This window comes from Micromonospora sp. NPDC047753 (assembly GCF_040642735.1).
Classification (GTDB): Bacteria; Actinomycetota; Actinomycetes; order Mycobacteriales; family Micromonosporaceae; genus Micromonospora.
Genome location: NZ_JBEYSL010000079.1, coordinates 1 through 17,637, shown reverse-complemented (window position 1 = coordinate 17,637; position 17,637 = coordinate 1). Strand labels below are relative to the sequence as shown.

Annotated in this window: 15 protein-coding genes and 1 pseudogene; 9 read left to right on the top strand and 7 right to left on the bottom strand. The window is 72.9% G+C overall.

Annotation, left to right across the window (positions count from 1 at the left end; genetic code table 11):
- Nucleotides 1-94 precede the first annotated feature (94 nt).
- The 3 genes from ABZ749_RS09920 to ABZ749_RS09910 all read right to left on the bottom strand — a co-directional run bounded on the left by ABZ749_RS09920 (nt 95) and on the right by ABZ749_RS09910 (nt 2,456).
- Nucleotides 95-862 carry a polyprenol monophosphomannose synthase gene (locus tag ABZ749_RS09920; protein WP_355007225.1) on the bottom strand — a complete coding sequence of 256 codons (768 nt, stop codon included), beginning with the start codon at nt 860-862 and terminating at the stop codon, nt 95-97.
- A gap of 149 nt (nt 863-1,011) precedes the next feature.
- The gene (locus ABZ749_RS09915; RefSeq protein ID WP_357225337.1) at nt 1,012-2,013 is read right to left on the bottom strand and encodes an SDR family oxidoreductase; all 1,002 of its coding nucleotides are present in this window, start codon (nt 2,011-2,013) and stop codon (nt 1,012-1,014) included.
- A gap of 2 nt (nt 2,014-2,015) precedes the next feature.
- Nucleotides 2,016-2,456, bottom strand: coding sequence for an SRPBCC family protein (locus tag ABZ749_RS09910; protein ID WP_355007227.1), 441 nt, complete (start codon nt 2,454-2,456; stop codon nt 2,016-2,018).
- A gap of 155 nt (nt 2,457-2,611) precedes the next feature.
- Between ABZ749_RS09910 and ABZ749_RS09905 the strand changes: the two genes are divergently transcribed.
- Genes ABZ749_RS09905 through ABZ749_RS09870 form a run of 8 tightly spaced genes read left to right on the top strand, consistent with a single transcriptional unit; the run spans nt 2,612 to nt 11,290 of the window.
- Nucleotides 2,612-4,288, top strand: a complete 1,677-nt coding sequence (locus tag ABZ749_RS09905) for an HAD-IIIA family hydrolase (RefSeq protein ID WP_357225334.1) — start codon at nt 2,612-2,614, stop codon at nt 4,286-4,288.
- Nucleotides 4,285-5,259 carry a glycosyltransferase gene (locus ABZ749_RS09900; protein ID WP_357225330.1) on the top strand — a complete coding sequence of 325 codons (975 nt, stop codon included), beginning with the start codon at nt 4,285-4,287 and terminating at the stop codon, nt 5,257-5,259. Before ABZ749_RS09905 ends, ABZ749_RS09900 begins: the two co-directional genes overlap by 4 nt.
- Nucleotides 5,244-6,461, top strand: coding sequence for a glycosyltransferase (locus ABZ749_RS09895; RefSeq protein WP_355007230.1), 1,218 nt, complete (start codon nt 5,244-5,246; stop codon nt 6,459-6,461). Before ABZ749_RS09900 ends, ABZ749_RS09895 begins: the two co-directional genes overlap by 16 nt.
- The gene (locus ABZ749_RS09890; protein WP_357225339.1) at nt 6,458-7,174 is read left to right on the top strand and encodes an SIS domain-containing protein; all 717 of its coding nucleotides are present in this window, start codon (nt 6,458-6,460) and stop codon (nt 7,172-7,174) included. The genes ABZ749_RS09895 and ABZ749_RS09890 overlap by 4 nt, the downstream gene beginning before the upstream one ends.
- Nucleotides 7,175-7,214: 40 nt before the next feature.
- A complete protein-coding gene (locus ABZ749_RS09885) occupies nt 7,215-8,675 on the top strand; it encodes a PfkB family carbohydrate kinase (RefSeq protein WP_357225325.1) in 1,461 nt (486 codons plus the stop codon).
- Nucleotides 8,672-9,373, top strand: a complete 702-nt coding sequence (locus tag ABZ749_RS09880; RefSeq protein ID WP_357225320.1) for an SDR family oxidoreductase — start codon at nt 8,672-8,674, stop codon at nt 9,371-9,373. The genes ABZ749_RS09885 and ABZ749_RS09880 overlap by 4 nt, the downstream gene beginning before the upstream one ends.
- Nucleotides 9,370-10,323, top strand: a complete 954-nt coding sequence (locus ABZ749_RS09875) for a glycosyltransferase family 9 protein (RefSeq protein WP_357225315.1) — start codon at nt 9,370-9,372, stop codon at nt 10,321-10,323. Before ABZ749_RS09880 ends, ABZ749_RS09875 begins: the two co-directional genes overlap by 4 nt.
- Complete coding sequence (locus ABZ749_RS09870; RefSeq protein WP_357225311.1) at nt 10,307-11,290, top strand: DNA topoisomerase IB; 984 nt, start codon at nt 10,307-10,309, stop codon at nt 11,288-11,290. Before ABZ749_RS09875 ends, ABZ749_RS09870 begins: the two co-directional genes overlap by 17 nt.
- 77 nt (nt 11,291-11,367) lie before the next feature.
- Here ABZ749_RS09870 and ABZ749_RS09865 read toward each other — a convergent pair.
- From ABZ749_RS09865 to ABZ749_RS09850, 4 genes and pseudogenes are all read right to left on the bottom strand, one after another.
- Nucleotides 11,368-11,976: pseudogene (locus ABZ749_RS09865) on the bottom strand (ATP/GTP-binding protein); the annotation flags it as partial.
- Nucleotides 11,957-12,322 (bottom strand): DUF742 domain-containing protein, encoded by a 366-nt coding sequence (locus ABZ749_RS09860; protein WP_007465174.1) that lies wholly within the window; start codon nt 12,320-12,322, stop codon nt 11,957-11,959. The gene ABZ749_RS09860 and the pseudogene ABZ749_RS09865, both read right to left, overlap by 20 nt.
- Before the next feature lie 89 nt (nt 12,323-12,411).
- Nucleotides 12,412-12,819 (bottom strand): roadblock/LC7 domain-containing protein, encoded by a 408-nt coding sequence (locus ABZ749_RS09855; protein WP_007465177.1) that lies wholly within the window; start codon nt 12,817-12,819, stop codon nt 12,412-12,414.
- Nucleotides 12,816-15,932, bottom strand: coding sequence for a nitrate- and nitrite sensing domain-containing protein (locus ABZ749_RS09850; protein WP_357225306.1), 3,117 nt, complete (start codon nt 15,930-15,932; stop codon nt 12,816-12,818). The genes ABZ749_RS09855 and ABZ749_RS09850 overlap by 4 nt, the downstream gene beginning before the upstream one ends.
- A gap of 444 nt (nt 15,933-16,376) precedes the next feature.
- On the opposite strand from ABZ749_RS09850, the gene ABZ749_RS09845 reads away from it, so the two are divergent.
- Nucleotides 16,377-17,555, top strand: a complete 1,179-nt coding sequence (locus ABZ749_RS09845) for an ABC transporter substrate-binding protein (RefSeq protein ID WP_357225304.1) — start codon at nt 16,377-16,379, stop codon at nt 17,553-17,555.
- Nucleotides 17,556-17,637 lie beyond the last annotated feature (82 nt).

Below are 17,637 nucleotides of genomic sequence, written 5' to 3'. Positions count from 1 at the left end.
GTTGTGGTGGGTGACAAAGCACCTGCCCGGGTTCTCAACGGGCACCACAACTCCATGATCGACCGGGGCTGGGGGTTGGGGTGGGGCGGGGGTTTTAGCGGGTTATGTTGCGGTGTTTGCTGCGGAGGCGGAAGGGCATCAGGGCGCTTTCCACCTTGGTCGCGGTGGTCATCTTGGAGACGCCGTCGCGCCGCTCCTCGAAGCGGATCGGCACCTCCAGGATGGTGTGCCCCAGCTTGGTGGCGAGGTAGTGCATCTCCACCTGGAAGCTGTAGCCGTTGGACTGCACCCGCTCCAGGTCGATGTCGCGCAGGGCTTCGGCCCGCCAGATCTTGAACCCGGCGGTGAGGTCCCGGATGCGTACCCGCAGCAGGGTGTGCACGTAGAGGTTGGCCCAGCCGCTGAGCGCCCTGCGGTAGAGCGGCCAGTTCTCGTCCAGCTCGCCGCCGGGCACGTAGCGGGAACCGATCACCACGCTGGCCTGGGTGGAGAGCAACGCGCCGAGCATCCCCGGCAGCGCCTCGGGCGGGTGCGAGAGGTCGGCGTCCATCTGCGCCACGTACTCGGCGCCGCCCTCGATCGCGCGGGTCATCCCGTCCACGTACGCCCGGCCGAGGCCCTCCTTGCCGGCGCGGTGCACGACCTCGATCCGGTCGGGGTTCTCGATGGCCAACTTGTCGGCCACCTCCCCGGTGCCGTCGGGGGAGTTGTCGTCGGCGACGAGGATGCGCAGCCCTGGCAGCGGCAGCGCGAGCAGTCGCTCGACCAGCGTCGGAAGGTTGCCCGCCTCGTTGTATGTGGGCACGACGACGGTCAGGCGTGCGTCCCGCCACGGCGACGGCAACTGCACCGGCTTGATCATGTCGGTCATCCTCGGTTTGCGGACAAGGGTCATGGAAAGGGTATCTAGTTCCCGCATTCGGTCGGAGGGAGGCACCCCTTCCGGGTGTTGCGGGCTCTCGCCGCCCAGCGTGCGTGGGCGTCTAACACCTGGTCAGAGGCTTGTGGTGGTCAGCGCCGACGGCGAGCGACAGCGCTGAGCGCGAGCGCCGCGACGGCGAGCGCGACACCGGAGAGCGCCGGTTTGTGCGTGCCGACCCAGAGCGCCGCGGAGCGGTCTCGCGCCTGTTCGCGGAACACGCCCGCCGTGCCCCGGTCCGTGTCCGCATCGCCTGGGTGATCCAGATTGTCCCGCCAGGTCGCCGGATCGATCTTCTCACCGGTCTGCTGGCTGTCGTAGCCGTCGCGGGCCAGCTTCCGGTCCAGCAGGCCGGGGAACAGGGCGTCGGCCACCCGCGCCTGCCAGGTCGGGCCACCCACGTTCAGCTCCCTGGTGCCGCGGTCGGCGGCCCAGACGATGGCTCGGGCGGCCAGCTCCGGAGTGAAGATCGGCGGCACCGGCTGCGGATGCCGGGGCAGCCGGGTGCGGACCCAGGAGAACTGCGGCGTGTTGACCGCGGGTAGCTGCACCATCGACAACTTCACCCCCGGGCAGTCGTGCAGCAGCTCGGCGCGCAGCGAGTCGTTGAACCCCTGGACGGCGTGCTTGCTGGCGCAGTACGCCGCCTGTAGCGGGATCCCCCGGTAGGCCAACGCCGATCCCACCTGGACGATCGTGCCCCGCCCGTGCGCCCGCATGTGCCGCAGCGCGGCGAGGGTGCCGTGCACGGTGCCCAGGTAGGTGACCTCGGTGACCCGACGGAACTCGCGCGCCGGAATCTCCCAGGCCGGCGCGAACACCGACGCCATCGCATTGTTGATCCACACGTCGATTCCGCCCCAGTGGTGCACCACGTCGTCGGCGGCCTGCTGCACCGCGCCCGCGTCGGCCACGTCGACCCGGTACACGCGCACGTCTGTCGCGCCGCGCAGTCGGCACTCCCGCTCGGCGGCGACCAGACCCGCCTCGCCCCGAGCCAGCAGCGCCAGCCGGGCGCCGCGTGCCGCGTACGCGTGGGCCACGGCCCGGCCGACGCCGGCGCTCGCGCCGGTCACCACCACGGTCCGTGTCACTGTCACCCCTTCTGTCGGGTGGCGATGTCGGAGAGTCGGGCCAGGGTCTCCCGGTTACGCCGGTGCAGGACGAGATCGTTGATCTTGTTGTGGACCCAGCGGAGCGGTCCGGCCGCGAAATCCTCCCCGAGACGCACCCGGGTGGCGCCGTCGCCGACCGGTTCCAGGGTGAAGGCCACGATCGCCTCGCCCGCCGGCCAGAGACCGGCCTTGAGCACGAGCCGGTGCGGCGGTTCGCAGACCAGCACCGTCGACGCGTCCTGCAACGAGACCGGCCATGGCCCGGCCCGGTGATGCAGTTGGCTGCCCACCCGGGGCCAGGCGTCGTCCACGTCCCGCATGTGTGCGGTGCCCACCACCCAGTCGCTGTACGTCCACCCGTCGGCGAGCACGTCGAACACCTGCTGCGGGGGAGCGTCGATCACTTTCTCCACAATCGCCACTGGGCTTTCATACCCACGCCGCGTACGGGCTAACGACCGGCGGGGTTAGCTTCTCCGGGGCGGCGGGTAAGGCCTTCCCGGGGCATCGCCGGCGGCGCTGGCCCACCCCCTTGACGGCGACGTTTACTCCTCGGGGCGCAGGGAACCCGCCGGCTGTGCGACAGGACCAGGATGATCCGTATCAGCGCAGGTCAGCACAGGTGTACGCCGCCGCTGACCGCGCCGGTTCCGGATCTGTCGCAAGCCCCCGAGCGGTGCTCTACGACGCGGTGCTGCTGGACCGCGACGGCACCCTGATCGAGGACGTGCCGTACAACGGCGACCCGGAGAAGGTCCGGCCGGTGCCGGGCGCGCGGGCGGAGCTGGACCGGCTGCGCGCGTCCGGGCTGCGGCTGGCGGTCGTCACGAACCAGTCGGGCCTGGCCCGGGGCTACTTCACCGCCGAGCAGATGCGGGCGGTGCACGCCCGCGTCGAGGAGCTGCTGGGCCGGTTCGACGCGTGGTTGGTCTGCCCACATGACGACGCCGACGGCTGTGACTGCCGCAAGCCGGCGCCGGGCCTGGTGTACGCCGCCGCCCGCGAGCTGGGCACGACGCCGTCCCGCTGCGTACTCGTTGGCGACATCGGTCGGGACATCGGCGCCGCCATGGCCGCCGGAGCCGCTGGGGTGCTGGTGCCGACCCCGGTGACCCGGCCGGAGGAGGTCGCCGCCGCCGGGTGGGTGGCCAACGACCTGCCTGCTGCGGTGGCGGAGATCCTGCGCCGCCAACAGGCCGTGCAGCCCGCGACCCCGCCCAGCGAACCGGTACGGACGGCGCTGGTGGTCCGCTCGGATTCGGCCGGTGACGTGCTGGTCACCGGCCCGGCGATCCGCGCCGTCGCGGCCGGAGCGCAGCGGGTGGTGCTGCTGTGCGGCCCGCGCGGTCGGGCCGCCGCCAACCTTCTGCCCGGCGTCGACGAGATCATCGAACATCCGCTGCCGTGGATCGACCCCACGCCGGGGCGTGTCGACCCGGAGGCCATGCGGAGCCTGACCGCGCGGTTGGGCGCGGTCGGCGCGGACCAGGCGGTGGTGTTCACCTCGTTCCACCAGTCCGCCCTGCCGCTGGCGCTGCTGTTGCGGATGGCGGGGATCAACCGGATCGCGGCGATCAGCGACGACTATCCGGGCTCGCTGCTGGACATCCGGCACCGGGTGCCGGTGGGCGTCCCCGAACCCGAACGTGCCCTTTCCCTGGCCGTCGCCGCCGGCCATCGGCTGCCCGACGGCGACGAACCGGTCCTGCGGCTGCGCCGGGACGCCGTTCCACCACGCCCGGCCGACCTGGGCGATCCGGGGTACGTGGTGCTGCACCCCGGATCGGCCGCGTCGAGCCGGGCCTGCCCGCCCGACGTGGCCACCCGGATCGCCGGGGCGCTGGTCGACGCCGGGCACCGGGTGCTGGTCACCGGCGGCCCGGACGAGCGCGCTGTCACCGCCCAGGTCGCCGCGGCCGGCGGGACCGACCTGGGCGGCCGCACCGACCTGGCCGGCTTGGCCGCGATCGTCGCGGACGCCAGCGCTGTCGTGGTCGGAAACACCGGGCCCGCGCACCTGGCGGCGGCCGCCGGTGTGCCGGTGGTGAGTCTCTTCGCGCCGACCGTCCCGTTCGGTCAGTGGGGGCCCTACCGGGTGCCCACCGTCCGGCTCGGCGACGCCGCCGCGCCCTGCCGGGACACCCGGGCGGCCAGTTGCCCGGTCCCCGGGCACCCCTGCCTCAGCGGTGTCGATCCGGGCGACGTGGTCGACGCGCTCCGGACGCTCACCGCCAGCGGTGGTGGCGGCCGATGAACATCCTGCTCTGGCACGTGCACGGCTCCTGGACCACGTCGTTCGTGCACGGCAGCCACCGCTACCTGATTCCCACCACACCCGACCGTGGCCCGTACGGCCTCGGCCGGGCCCGCACCTACCCGTGGCCGGACAGCGCGGTCGAGGTCAGCCCGGAGGAGCTGCCGAGCGCTGACGTCGACCTGGTCATCCTGCAACGCCCCGAGGAGATCGACCGGGCCGAGCAGTGGCTCCGTCGCCGCCCCGGCCGCGACCTTCCGGCGATCTACGTCGAGCACAACACCCCCAAGGGCGACGTGCCGAACACCCGTCACCCGATGGCCGACCGCGACGACCTGCTCATCGCCCACGTCACCGGGTTCAACCAGATCTTCTGGGACACCGGCGACACCCGCACCACAGTGGTCGACCACGGCATCGTCGCCCCCTCCGCGTCCTACACCGGGGAGCTGGACCGGCTCGCCGTGGTGATCAACGAGCCGGTGCGGCGAGGTCGGGTCACCGGCACCGACCTGCTGCCCCAGTTCGCCGAGATCGCGCCGCTGGACGTGTTCGGCATGGGCGTCGCCGGCCTGGCCGACCACCTCGGGCTGCCCGCGGACCGGCTGACCAGCCACGACGACGTGCCCCAGGAGCGGATGCACACCGAACTGGCCCGGCGGCGGGCGTACCTGCACCTGTGCCGGTGGACCTCCCTCGGGCTCAGCCTCATCGAGGCGATGTCGATCGGCATGCCGGTCGTCGCGCTCGCCACCACCGAGGCGGTGATGGCGGTGCCCCCGGAGGCGGGGGCGCTCGCCACCCGGACCGACACCCTGCTCGACGCCGCCCGCCGGTTCATCGCCGAACCGGACACCGCGCGGCAGGCCGGAGCGGCGGCGCGAACCGCCGCGCGCGACAGATACGGCCTCGACCGTTTCCTCGCTGACTGGGACCGGCTGCTGGAGGAGGAAGTATGCGGATCGCGATGATCTCGGAGCACGCCAGCCCGCTCGCCGTCCTCGGAGGGGAGGATGCCGGCGGCCAGAACACGCACGTCGCGGAGCTGTCCGCCGCGCTCGCCGCCGCCGGGCACGAGGTGCGGGTCTACACCCGCCGCGACGCACCTGACCTGCCGGTGACCGTCCGCAGCCCGGACGGGTACGACGTGGTGCACGTGCCGGCCGGCCCGGCCGAGCCGGTGGCCAAGGACGCGCTGCTGCCGCACATGCGGGAGTTCAGCCGCTGGCTGATCGAGCGGTGGCGCGGCGGCGACTGGGTGCCCGAGGTGATCCACGCGCACTTCTGGATGAGTGGCCTGGCGGCGCTGACCGCCGGCCGGCAGACCGGGGTGCCGGTGGTGCAGACGTACCACGCGTTGGGCACCGTGAAGCGCCGCTACCAGGGAGTGCAGGACACCAGCCCGGCCCGCCGGATCTCCTACGAGCGGGAGCTGGGCCGCTCGGTGGACCGGATCGTCGCGCAGTGCCGTGACGAGGTGGGCGAGCTGGTCCGGATGGGTGTGCCCCGGTCCCGGATGACGGTGGTACCCTCCGGGGTCAACCTCGCCACCTTCGCCCCACTCGGGCCGGCCGCCGACCGGGAACCGGGACGGGCCCGCATCCTCACCGTGGGTCGGCTGGTCGAGCGCAAGGGCTTCCAGACCGTGGTCCGCGCGATGGAGCTGGTGCCGGACGCCGAGTGCGTGGTCGTCGGCGGCCCACCCGAGGGGCTGTTGGAGACCGACCCGTACGCCCGCCGGCTGCGGGCACTCGCGGAGTCGTGCGGGGTGGCCGACCGGGTGCACCTGGTCGGCGCGGTGCCCCGGGAGGAGATGGGCCGCTGGTACCGCTCGGCGGACCTGCTGGTCGCTGCGCCCTGGTACGAGCCGTTCGGGTTGACCCCGCTGGAGGCGATGGCCTGTGGGGTGCCGGTCGTCGGCACGGCCGTGGGCGGCATCCGGGACACCGTTGTCGACGGGACGACCGGTGACCTCGTGCCGGCCCGGGACCCGCACGCGCTGGCCGCCGCGATACAGGGACTGCTCGACGACCGGATCAGGCGCTTCGCGTACGCGACGGCGGCGCGTGAGCGGGCCCGGGAACGGTACTCGTGGGCGGCCACCGCCGAGCGGCTGGTCGAGGTCTACAGCGAGGTCGCCGCCGTGCGCCGGCCGACCCGGGTGGTGGCCTGATGCCGACGGGCAGCCTGCTCGACACGCATTTGACGAACCTCGCCGCGGCACTGGTGCCGTACCGACGGTGTGAGCGACAGTTGGCGCGCTGGGGCGCGGACCTGGCCCACCGGCTGGTCGCCGGGGGTCGCCTGCTGGTGGCCGGCAACGGCGGCAGTGCCGCCGAAGCCCAGCACCTCACCGCCGAGTTGGTCGGCAAGCTGCACGACGACCGTCAGCCGCTCTCCGCGATCGCGCTGCACGCCGAGACGAGCGCGCTCACCGCCATCGCCAACGACTACGGCTACACCGAGGTGTACGCCCGCCAGGTGCGCGCCCACGGCCGCCCGGGCGACATCCTGCTGTTGCTGAGCACCAGCGGGACCAGCCCCAACCTGGTCGCCGCCGCGCGGGCGGCCCGCGAGGTCGGGGTGACCACCTGGGCGCTCACCGGCACCGCCCCCAATCCGCTCGCCGAGGCCTGCGACGACGTGCTGGCCGTCGCGTCCCCGGACACCCAGGTCGTCCAGGAGCTGCACCTGGTGACCAGTCATCTGCTCTGCGAGTACCTCGAACAGGAGTTGCCCGCCGCGCTGGCGGCAGCCGCCGATCCGGCGGTCGTCCACCCCGTGCCCGGGGAGCCCGCACCGGCCGGTCGGCTGCCTGCCGCGCCGGTACGCACCGGGGTCGAGGTGGTGCTCGACGGCGGGCCCGGACGGCAGGTCGACGCGTGAGCCGGACAGCGGGTCGGCGCGTGAGGATGAGGAGGCAAGCGTGAGGGGACCGGTGGTGGTGCTCGGGGACACCCTGCTCGACCGGGACGTGGAAGGTGTGGTGAACCGGCTCTGCCCGGACTCCCCGGTGCCGGTGCTCGACGAGACGGTGGCCACCGACCGACCGGGGGGCGCCGGGTTGGCGGCGGTGTTCGCCGCCGCGCAGGGCGCCGAGGTGGTGCTGGTGACGGCGCTCGCCGACGACGCCGGCGGGGCCCGACTGAGCGCGTTGCTCGCCGCCGCCGGCGTGCAGGTGTACCCACTGGCCCTTTCCGGCGCGACGCCGGAGAAGATCCGGCTGCGGGCCCGGGGGCGGGTGCTGCTGCGCCACGACCGGGGCGGCATGTCCGGGGAGCCGGGTCAGCCCTCCGACGAGGTGCTCCGGGTGATCGCCGAGGCGTCTGCGGTGCTGGTCAGCGACTACGGCCGGGGGGTGGCGCGGGAGCCCGCGTTGCGCGCCGCGTTGGCCGCCACCCGCGCGCCGGTGGTGTGGGACCCGCATCCGCGCGGCCCGGCGGCCGTGCCCGGCGTACACCTGGCCACGCCGAACGAGTCCGAGGTGCGTGAGCTGGTCCCCGCGCTGCCCGGCGCGTCCCGACTGGCCACCGCGTCGCGGGGTGCGCAGGGACTACGGCGGCGCTGGCGGGCCGGCGCGGTCGCGGTGACGCTGGGCGGCGACGGCGCGCTGCTCTGCCACGCCGGGTCGACGCCGCTGGTGGTGCCGACGCCGGGTAGCGCGGAGGGGGACACCTGCGGTGCCGGCGACCGGTTCGCGGCGGCGGCCAGCGTCGCACTGGCCCAGGGCGCGCTGGTCTCCGAGGCGGTGCAGGTGGCGGTCGCCGAGGCGTCCGCGTACGTGGCCGGTGGGGGAGTGGCCACGGCGCTGCCTCCGTCGACGCCCGCGGTGCGGGGCCGGAGCGCGCCGGAGCCGCGCGCACTCCAGCCGGGACCACGGGGCGGTGCGATGGCCGACCGGGTGGGAGTGGCCGCTGTCGCCACGCTCCTGGGTGAGGTACGCGCCGCGGGTGGCACTGTGGTGGCGACCGGCGGTTGCTTCGACCTGCTGCACGCCGGGCACGTGGCCACCCTGGAGGCGGCCCGGCAGCTCGGCGACTGTCTCATCGTCTGCCTGAACTCCGACGCCAGCGTGGCCGGGTTGAAGGGGCCGGACCGGCCGGTGCAGTCCGAAGACGACCGCAGCCGACTGCTGGCCGCGTTGAGCTGCGTCGACGCGGTCCTCATCTTCGACGAGCCGACCCCGCAGGCGGCGCTGTCCTGGGTACGCCCCGACGTCTGGGTCAAGGGCGGCGACTACGCCACCGGCGGTGGGGACGCCAGCGCCGCACTGCCGGAGGCGGAGGTCCTGCGCCGCTGGGGTGGGAACACAGTCGTGGTGCCCTATCTGGACGGTCGTTCCACCACCGACCTGATCGTCCGCACGCTCGCGGAGCGGACCCGATGACCGCCACGCGGTCCGGTGCCGGGCCCACCGTCCTGATCACCGGGGGCTCCAGCGGCCTCGGCGCCGCTGTGGTCGCCGCGGTGGCCGCCTCCGGTGGCCGTCCGGTCGTGCTGGACCGGCAGCCGCCGGCCGACGGGGTGTCCTGGACTGAGTGCGACCTGGCCGACACGCGAGCTGCCGAGGTGGCCACCCGGCACCTCGCCGAGCAGGCAGGCGGCCTGGACGCCGTGGTGACCGCCGCCGGCACGGACGTGCCGGGCCGACTCGCCGACCTGCCGGGGGAGACCTGGGACCGGATCGTCGCCGTCGATCTGCTGGCCACCGCGGCGGTGATCCGGGCCGCGCTGCCGTTCCTGCTGACCTCCCGGGGCCGCATCGTCACCGTCGCCTCGACCCTGGGCGTCAAGGCGGTCAGCGACGCCACCGCGTACTGCGCGGCGAAGTTCGGCGTGGTGGGGTTCACCCGAGCCCTCGCCGCCGAGCTGGCCGGTCAGGTCGGCGTCACCCTGCTCATCCCGGGTGGGATGCGCACCTCGTTCTTCGACGAACGTGACCCGCAGTACAAGCCGGGGCCGGACGCGAACCTCAACGAGCCCGCCGACACCGCCGCCGCGATCATGTTCGCGCTCAATCAGCCGCCCGGTTGCGCGGTGCGCGAGATGGTGGTCTGCGCCGAGCAGGAGACGTCGTACCCGTGATCCTCGTGCTGCGCGCCCTCGGCGTCGGCGACCTGGTGACCGCGGTGCCCGCGCTGCGGGCGCTGCGGGCCGCGTACCCGTCGCGGGAGCTGGCGCTCGCCGCGCCCGGCTGGCTGGCCCCGCTGGTCGACCTGGTCGGTGGCGTCGACCGGCTGGTGGACACCGCGGGGCTGGATCGCCCTCTCCGGGCGGGGTCGGCCCCGTGGACGGCTGTCAACCTGCACGGGCGCGGCCCGCAGTCGCACCGGCTGCTCGCGGCCACCCGGCCCGGTCGGCTTCTCGCCTTCGCCAGCCCGGACGCCGGCTTCGCCGACGGCCCGCGCTGGGCCGTCGACGAGCACGAGGTGGACCGGTGGTGCCGGCTGCTGTCCTGGTACGACATCCCGGCCGACCGCGCCGACCTGACCCTGCGTCGGCCCGCTGCGGCGGGGCTGCCCAGCGGTGTCACGGTGCTGCACCCGGGCAGCAAGATCCCGGCCAAGCGGTGGCCCGCCGAGCGGTTCGCCGGTCTGGCCCGGGCACTGACCGACCAGGGGCACCGGGTGCTCGTCACCGGCTCGGCCGACGAACGGGCGCTGGCGGCCCGGGTGGCCGAGGCGGCGGGCCTGAGCTCCGACGCCGTGCTGGCCGGCCGGACCGACCTCGGCGTACTCGCCGCGCTGGTGGCCGACGCCCGACTGGTGGTCAGCGGGGACACCGGCGTCGCCCACCTGGCCACCGGGTACGGCACCCCGTCGGTCGTCCTCTTCGGGCCGGTGCCACCGGCGCACTGGGGGCCTCCACCGGACCGGCCACGGCACCGGGTGCTCTGGGCCGGCGAGGGGGATTGGCCCAGGTGGGATGGGGTAGGAAGCCACCCGACGATGGCGGCTCTGCGCCTCGACGAGGTGCTGGCCGCCGTGGCCGAGGTGGAGAAGGTGGTGCGGGTCTCCGGTGCGGTTGCGGCGTAGCGACCCGGGTCGACCGGGGTACGGACGGCGTCGGCGCGGTCGGGGCTGGCTCTTCGTCGACCCGTCCGGTGCGCCGGTGCGGGATCCGGACGTCCTGGCCCGGCTGCGGGAGTTGGTCATCCCGCCGGCCTGGCAGGACGTGTGGATCGCGCCGCACCCGAACGGGCACATCCAGGCGATCGGGATCGACGCGGCCGGACGCAAGCAGTACGTCTACCACCCGCGGTGGCGGGAGAAGCAGGACGAGGCGAAGTTCGACCGCGTGCTGGAGGTGGCCCGGCGGCTGCCGGCGCTGCGTGAGCGGGTGGGGCGCGACCTGGACGGGCCCGGACTGGGCCGGGACCGGGTTTTGGCCACTGTGGCCCGACTGCTGGACATGGGGATGTTCCGGGTCGGCAGCGACCAGTACGCCGCCGGGGACGACCCGACCTACGGGGTCGCCACCCTGCGCCCCGAGCATGCCCGGTCCCGCGGCGGCTGCGTGGTGCTCGTGTTTCCCGCGAAGGGGGGCATCGAGCAGGTACGCCGGATCGAGGACCCGGAGCTGTGCCAGGTGCTGGCCAATCTGCGCCGTCGTCGACGACGGGCGGAGCGGCTGTTCGGCTACTGGGACGGCAGGGAGTGGCGCGACGTGCGCAGCGACGAGGTCAACGGGTACCTGCGCGACGCCAGCGGTGGGGAGATGACCGCGAAGGACTTCCGCACCTGGCACGCCACGGTGCTCGCGGCCACCGAGTTGGCCACCGCCGGTCCGGCCCGCTCGGTGACCGCCCGGCGCAAGGCGGTGGTCGCTGTGATGCGTGCGGTGGCGGAGCTGCTGGGCAACACGCCGACGGTGGCTCGCGCGTCCTACGTGGATCCTCGGGTGGTCGACCTCTACCACGACGGAGTGGTGGCGTCGGTGGATCCGCAGGCGCCTCGCGAGGAGGCGGAGCAGGTGGTCCTGAAGCTGCTGGAGGGGGCCTGACCGGCCCCGTCGGCGATTCTGGGGGGAAGCGCGACGGAGCCGGAGCCTCGGGCCTGAGCGGGGTGCCACCGGGCGGCCGGGAAGCCCCGCCCGTGCTCGGACTGGAGCCGGAGCATGGCGTGCTCGACCACCGTCACCAGCACCTGCTTGACCGAGTCCCGCTGCCGGGCGTCGGTCATCACCAGCGGCACCTGCGGCGAGATGGCCAGCGCTTCGCGGACCTCCTCGGCCTCGTACTGCGGTGCGCCGTCGAACTTGTTCAGCGCCACCACGTACGGCAGGTTGCGGTTCTCGAAGTAGTCCAGCGGGGCGAAGGCGTCGGTGATCCGGCGGGTGTCCACCAGCACGGCGGCACCCACCGCCCCCCGGATGATCTCGTCCCACATGAACCAGAACCGAGTCTGACCCGGTGTACCGAAGAGGTACAGGATCAGGTCCTGGGCCATTGTGATCCGGCCGAAGTCCATGGCGACCGTTGTGGTCTCCTTGCCCGGCACCTTGGACGGGTCGTCGATGCCGACACCCGCCGCGGTCATCAACGCCTCGGTGGTCAGCGGTGTGATCTCGGAGATCGCCCCGACCAGTGTCGTCTTACCGACGCCGAATCCGCCCGCGACGACGATCTTCGCGGAGACGATTCCCCGGCCCGGCCGCCCCCCTGCGGGGTCATAGCCTGCGAAGTCCACTTAGCACCCTTCCAAGCAGTTCCATCCGCTCCTCGAACCCCTCGGCGGGAGCAGCAGTGTGTAACGTCAGCAGGCTCTCGGCCACCATGTCGGCGACCAACACCCGGGCGACGCCCAGCGGCATCCGGGTATACGCGGCGATCTCCGCCAGCGACTGTGCTCGGCCCTCACAGACCGTGGCGATGCGGTGCTTGTCGTGCCCGGCGAAGCGGGACTCGGCGACCTGGGTCGGAGAGGCGGTCAGGACGGCCTCGAGGGCGATGTCCTGCCGGGGCTCGGTACGACCACGGGTGACCGCGTAAGGACGCACCAGCGCGCCACGCGGGTCAGCGCGTCGTTGGTCCATTCCCGATCACCTCCTCGTCACCTGCTGAGCCGGACTGTGCCGTCTCTCGTCCCTGGTCCGGCGCTCGGAACGAGCGCCGGCTTCCGGTGCTAAGAGCGCACCGCGTCGCGCGGCAGCGGCACCAGCGCGGCACCCACCCGCTCGACCAGCAGCGCCATCTCGTAGCCCACCTGGCCCACGTCGCAGCTGCGCGCGGCCAGCACGGCCATCGAGGAGCCGTCGCTGATCGACATCAGGAAGAGATACCCGCTGTCCATCTCGATGACTGTCTGCAACACCCCGCCCGCGCTGAACATCCGGGCCGCGCCCTCGGTCAGGCTCACCACCCCGGAGGTGATCGCGGCGAGCTGGTCGGCCCGGTCCCCCGGCAGATCCCGGGAGGACGCGAGCAACAGCCCGTCTGCGGACACCGCCACCACGTGGGCGATGCCCGCCACGCTGTCGGCGAAGTTGGTGAGCAGCCAACCCATGTCCTGCATGGCAGCTGGCCTGTTCATCGGCTCTCCTTGGTCGAGGTGCTGTTCAGGTCCGTTCCGGCCGTCCGACCGCGCTGCACACCGCGGTGGTAGGCCGACAGCAGGCCACGTACTTCGTCCGGGGTCCGCCGGCTGCGGTCCCGGCCGCTCTTCGGTTCGATGCCACCCGGCACGAGCTGTTGCTGCGGCACCCGCTTGGGCAAGCCGGAGCGGGTGGTGCCGGCGGGAGCCGGCTCGGCAGCCCGGCTGGCCCGGGACCAGCCCTCGTCGGCCGCCGTACGCCATGCTGCCGGGTCGGGGGCGGGCGCGGGCGGAGCCGTCGGGGCGGCCGGGGGCGAGGCGTACGTCGGCGGCGCCGACGTACGCGCCCCGAAGCCGTCCATTGTGGCGCCGGGGCCGTCGCCCAGGGTGGCTGTGCCGTCGGTGCCGCCCGGGGTACGGGTCGGCAGTTTCGGTCGGGCCGGCGAGGCGGCCGGCACCGTCCCGGCGCTCGGCTGGCCGCCGTTGCCGGTGCGCAGGCCGGTGTCGGCCGTTGCGGTGGTGGCTGGCGCGGGCGGCTCGTCGAAGTTGGGCCGGGTGAAGATCGCGGTGGCGTCGTCGCCGTGCGACCGGAACCAGACCGCCTCCATCTCCCGGAAGATCGGAGCCTCGGCCGGGAAGTCCGGCCGGGTGCTGACCGGCGCGGCGGGCACCGACGGAACGGCTGGCGGTGCCACCGCGCCCGGCCCGGCGACCGGCCCGACCGGGAGGCCCTGGGCGCCACGCCCATCCGCGGTGTCCGAGGTGGAGCCACGCCGAGGCAGTGGGTCGACCGTCGGGTACGCCACTGTCGGGCTGCCCAGCGAGGCGCCCGCACCGCTGCTGTAGGCCGGCCGGGCCGGCGGCAGCGGTGCGGCGGGTGCCGGGGCGGCGGGTGCCGGCGGCATCGGCGAGCGCGGACCGGTGTAGCCACCGGCCTGCACGGCCGGGGTGGTGTCCCGCGAATCCAGCGGCGACTGCCACTGGGCCGGCGCCGGCGAGCTGGTCCGCCACTGGTCGGGCAGCGTCGCCGCGGTCGTGGCAGCACCGGCGAACTGCTCGGCGTGGCCGGCCGAGGAGAGCGGCGTCTGCTCCACTGCCATCGGCTGACGCGGCCGGGTGAGCACCTGCTCGCGGCCCCGGTTGCTGGGCAGCACCACGGTGGCGGCGGGCAGCGTCACCTGGGCGACGGTGCCGCCCTCGACGTTGCGGCGCAACTCCACCCGGATGCCGTAGCGGGAGGCGAGCCGACTCACCACGGCCAGACCCATCAGTCGGAACGCGGCGACGTCCACGCTCGGCGGGGCGGCGAGCCGCCGGTTGAGCGAGTCGAGCTGGTCGTCGGTGAGGCCGAGCCCGCGGTCCTCGATCTGGATCAGCACGTAGTCACGGATCCGGCGACCGTCGGCGACCACTGTGGTGTTCGGCGGTGAGAACCGGGTGGCGTTGTCGAGCAGCTCGGCGACGAGGCGTACCACGTCGTTCACCGCGTGCGCGGCCACCGAGATGTCGGTGTCCACGGTGCCGAACTCGATGCGGTTGTAGAGCTCGACCTCGGACTGGGCGGCGCGCAGCACGTCCACCACCAGCGCGTCGTCGTGACGCGGTGCGGCGGAGTCGGCGCCGGCCAGGACGAGCAGGTTCTCGTCGTTGCGGCGCATTCGAGTGGCCAGGTGGTCCAGTTCGAAGAGCTGCGCGAGCCGCTTCGGGTCCTCCTCGCCGCGCTCGATCGCGTCCAGCTCGCCGATCATGCGGTCGACCAGGGTCTGACTGCGGCGGGCCAGGTTGAGGAACATCGCCGAGACGCTGGTACGCAGTGCCGCCTGCTCGGCGGCGACCCGCACCGCCTCCCGGTGTACGACGTTGAAGGCCAGCGCCACCTGACCGACCTCGTCGCGGCTGTTCAACTGGATCGGGTCCCGGACCTGGCGGACGATCTCGTCCACCCCGCCGTCACCCACGCTGCCCATGTTCTGCAACCGCTGCACGGCGTCGGGCAGGTCGTGGTTGGCCACGGACAGCGCGCCCTCGCGCAGTCGGCGCAGCGAGTGGTTGAGCGAGCGGGCCAGCACCACGGCCAACGACACGGCGATGATCAGGGTCAACAGCACCAGGATCGACTCGACCACTGCCTGCCGGATGACGTCCGAGCGGGCCTGGTCGGCCTGCTGGAGCAGTCGGTCCTGCAGTTGGATCTCGGCCCAGCGCATCAGGTCGTTCACGGCGCCGATCGCCGCGGTGGCGTCCTGCGCGGTGACCAGTGGGCGCTGCCCGACCGAGCGGGTGATGTCGGTGGCCACCCGGTCGGCCAGGCCGACGGCGTCGCCGGAGACGGTGCTGTCGACCAGGGCGCGCTGCACCGGGTCGGCGGCCAGCGAGAAGGCGACCAGGGCCTCCTGCTGACCGGTCAACGTTGCCACGAAGGAGGAGAACTGCTCCGAGTCGAGCTGGCCGGCCGTCAGCGCGGTGAAGGCGACGGCCTCTTCCTCGGCGACGGAAGCCTTGGCGCGGGCGAAGGCGGCGACCGCGCGGCGGCTGTCCGCCAGGCTCTCCGAGCCGGGCAGCTGGGCCAGACCGTCACCGTACGAGACCAGGTCGGTGAGGATGACTCCGTAGCGGAGCGTCGCCTCGGCGACCGCCATCTGCCGGCGGTCCAACACCTCCTGACGGGTGCCGTCCAGGGTGGCCAGGTGGTCGTCGATGGCGGCCAGCCGGTCCCGCAGGGCGGCCGGCACGTCGCCGATCCGGCCCCGCTCGGCGCGGTACTCGTCCACCCGCTGCTGCGTCTGGCGGACCCGCAGGTTGTACGCGTCGGCCGGCTGCTGCGGAGCGGCGAGGTAGGCGGCCGCCGCCATCCGTTCGGACTGGAGGTCCTGGGTGAGGGCGCTGACGTCGACGGAGAGGGCCGTCAGTGACCGGGCCTGGGTGGCGTCGAACGCGCCCTCGCCGACGGAGATCAGGCGGACCGTGGCCAGCGCGATCACCGCCGCCACCGGGACGACCAGAATCAACGCCAACTTGGACCGGATCCGGGCGTCACGCAGTCTCGGCATCCGTCGGCGCGAAGGCCGACCACTATCGCCGAGTGCGGGCAGGGTCGTCGGTCCGGTGCTCACGACATCGCCTCCGTCGTTTCTTCCCCGCCTGAGCCGCCGAGCCATGCCGTAAGCGGAGGGGACCACGCGCGGCACGGCCGCGATTTCATCAGAGATGATCGTGTTTGGGAAGCCGCAGTGAGGTAGGAAACGGTCGGACGGAGCGCATCCCGTGATCCGGGCAACTGATACCTTCATTTCCGCAAGCCCCTGAACAGGGCATGTAACTCCAGAGTGGTCACGCGTGTATGCAAAGTGAGCTTTTGCAAACATTGCGTTACCCCAGCATGTGGGATGGCCGTCCCGAAAATGCTGCCGGGGTCCGCGCTTGACCACAGCGCCGGCCATTGGCAAGGTTTTGCAGGCTTCGCGCACACCGTACGGCAGAGGAGATCCCGTCCTCCACTGAGGACGGATTAGCGGCGGTGACCGGGCAGCGCCCGCGCCCGCACCTGGAGGACTGAGTTGAGCCCCATCCGCTCCGCGACCATCGCGGCGCTCGCATCGGCCGTAGTGGCCACCACGCTCACCGGCTGCCAGTTTGGTGAGGCGGAGAAGGACACGAGTCCGATCGTGATCGCCGCCGATCTCGAACTGTCCGGCGCCGCAGCCACCGTTGGCCGGACATACCAGCGCGCCCTCGAACTCAAGGTCGATCAGTTGAACGCCTCCGGAGCACTGAACGGCCGGAGGATCGACCTGAAGGTGAAGGACAACCGTTCCGACTCAGCCGAGTCACTTCGCAACATCGTCGACTTCAGCAGCGATTCGAAGGTCAGCGCCATCATCATGGGCGGCTGCAACGAATGCGCGGTCGGAGCCGTCGGGACCATCAACGAGAAGCGGATTCCCACCATTGCGCTAGCCGCTTCCGGCGCGATCGCCGCGCCGGCCGCTGAACGGCGCTACGTGTTCAAGCTGGGCCCCAACGCCCCGGACAGCGCCGCCGCACTGACCACCGAACTGCGCCGCAACAACATCCGTAAGGTGGGGATGCTGGTCAGCGACGACGACTACGGGCAGGAGGGCGCGACAGCGCTCAAGAGCGAGCTCGACAAGGCCAAGATCACGCTCCGACAGCAGCGGGTCAAGACCACCGACACCGACGTCAGCCAGCAGGTCCAGCAGCTCGCGTCGGGCAAGCCGGACGCGATGGTCTTCTGGACCCCGCCGGAGCAGGCGACACTGGCCGCCACCAGCGTCCAGCAGACCATCTTCCGTGGGTCGATCTACTTCGACGCGGGAGCGGCCGGGGACCTCTTCCTCGGCGCGGCGGCCAAGGCGACCGAGAAGGCCACGCTGATCTTCACGCAGACCATGGTGATCGATGACGTGATCGCGACCACGCCGGCCAAGGCGGCAAGGCGGCAGTGGTTCCAGGACTACACGGCCCGCTTCGGCGGCTACAACGGGTCCTCGTCGTTCGCCGCGGACGCCGTCCAGCTCATCGCCGACGCCGAACTGCGCGCCGGTGGTGAGATCGGGAAGGTGGACCGCAACGGCATCCGTGACGTGCTGGAGACGTCCCAGATGGACGGCCTCTCCGGCCCGATCCGCATGACGCCGGACAACCACAGCGGCCTGATGCCGCAGGCGCTCACCACGCTGGTTGCCCGCAACGGGCGCTGGCGGTTGGCTGGGTAGCGCTCGGGCCTTTCATCTGGCGGGTTCGTCGGGTGCCGGGTGGGGGTGTGGCCGACCGTGCCCGGCTCCGGGCGGTCAGGCT

Bases quoted from the DNA above. Each gene is read 5' to 3' on its own strand.
- ABZ749_RS09920 (WP_355007225.1), bottom strand. From the start codon at position 862: ATGATCAAGCCGGTGCAGTTGCCGTCGCCGTGGCGGGACGCACGCCTG.
- ABZ749_RS09900 (WP_357225330.1), top strand. From the start codon at position 4,285: ATGAACATCCTGCTCTGGCACGTGCACGGCTCCTGGACCACGTCGTTC.
- ABZ749_RS09895 (WP_355007230.1), top strand. From the start codon at position 5,244: ATGCGGATCGCGATGATCTCGGAGCACGCCAGCCCGCTCGCCGTCCTC.
- ABZ749_RS09880 (WP_357225320.1), top strand. From the start codon at position 8,672: ATGACCGCCACGCGGTCCGGTGCCGGGCCCACCGTCCTGATCACCGGG.
- ABZ749_RS09860 (WP_007465174.1), bottom strand. From the start codon at position 12,322: ATGGACCAACGACGCGCTGACCCGCGTGGCGCGCTGGTGCGTCCTTAC.
- ABZ749_RS09855 (WP_007465177.1), bottom strand. From the start codon at position 12,819: ATGAACAGGCCAGCTGCCATGCAGGACATGGGTTGGCTGCTCACCAAC.